This is a genomic window from Mesorhizobium sp. M7A.F.Ca.CA.002.05.1.1 (genome assembly GCF_003998335.1).
Lineage (GTDB): Bacteria > Pseudomonadota > Alphaproteobacteria > Rhizobiales > Rhizobiaceae > Mesorhizobium.
Genome location: NZ_RZQI01001243.1, coordinates 1 through 1308, shown reverse-complemented (window position 1 = coordinate 1308; position 1308 = coordinate 1). Strand labels below are relative to the sequence as shown.

General features: G+C 66.5%; 2 protein-coding genes. Both read right to left on the bottom strand.

Annotated elements, in window-relative coordinates; translation table 11 throughout:
- The coding region (locus EN939_RS34535; protein WP_127271862.1) for an NAD(P)-binding domain-containing protein at positions 1–1054 on the bottom strand (1054 nt) is incomplete at its 3' end.
- Between the two features lie 44 nt (positions 1055–1098).
- Positions 1099–1308: ArsR/SmtB family transcription factor (locus tag EN939_RS34530; RefSeq protein WP_164751527.1), on the bottom strand; the 210-nt coding region annotated here is incomplete at its 5' end.

Genomic DNA, 1308 nt, shown 5'->3' with positions numbered 1-1308 from the left:
GCGCCGGAACCGTGCCGCATGAGTGGTAGTTTGGATCGATCAGTGGCGCCAGTGCCGGCGGCGCTTCGACGGCGTGATCGAGCGCGATGCGGATTTCGCTCAGGAACGACAGGTCTGGCCTGAAGCCGGTGGTGACGACGATGCGGTCGATGGCCAGGTTGAACGGCTTGCCACCCAGGTTGGCGTCGACCACGAGGCCCTCGCCTTGTCTCTCGATGCCGTTGACGGCGAAGGGCGCCAGCATGTTCAGCCTGCCATCCGCCATCGCCTGCCTGGCCGCCAATCCAAGCGCGCCGCGTTCCGGCAACTGGTCGTTCAGCCCGCCGCCGAGCAGTCTCTCGATGCTGGCGTGGCGCAGCGCCCAGAAGATTTCGGTGCCAGGCGCCGCATCCTGCAACTCCATCAGCGCCAATGCGACGTTGATGGCCGAGTGCCCGCCGCCGATGACCAGGATGCGCTTGCCCGCATAGTCTTCTCTCGCCTTGCCGACCACGTCGGGAATGCCATAGGCGATGCGTGCCGACGCCTCGCCTTCGCCGACAACCGGCAGCCCGTCGACGCCGATCGGATTTGGCCGCCACCATGTTCCGGACGCGTCGATGGCCGCGCGCGCGAGAACGCGGTGTTCGCCGCCGGTATCGCGATAGCGGATGACGAAGGGCGCGTCCTTGCGGCCATCATTGGCGACCTTGTCGTGTCCCTGACGGGTGATCGCGGTGACCTCGGCGCCTAGCTTCAAATTGGCGGCGATCGCGGGAAGCCGGCCAAGCGGCGCCAGATAATCGCGCACGATCTCGCCGCCGGTCGGCAGGCCCTGGCTATCCGGCGCCGTCCAGCCGGAGCGGTCGAGCAGCGCCCGCGCCGCCGCATCGATGTTATATTTCCATGGCGAAAACACCCGCACATGTCCCCAATCGAGCAGCGCCGCACCCACGCTTTCGCCGCGTTCCAGGACGAGCGGAGTGATGCCGCGTTCGACCAGATGCGCCGCGGCTGCCAGCCCGACCGGGCCGGCGCCGATCACCGCGACGGGAAGGTTTGCCATCATGTCCATAGGTTCCATCCTTCCGGTATGTTCGAATTATAAGCGCAAAAAAATCAAGCCAGCGCTTTGCCGGCGGCGGGCGCGCAGGCGGCGTCGGCGCAGCACTCGTCGGCGAGGTAGCCGATCAGCGCATTCATGCCGGGATAGTTGGCGCGGCAGATCAGCGTCGTCGCTTGCCGCTCCTGCGTCACCAGACCGGTGTCGACCAGCCGCTTGAGGTGATGCGACAGCGTCGAGGACGGAATGTCGAGCTTGCCCTGGAC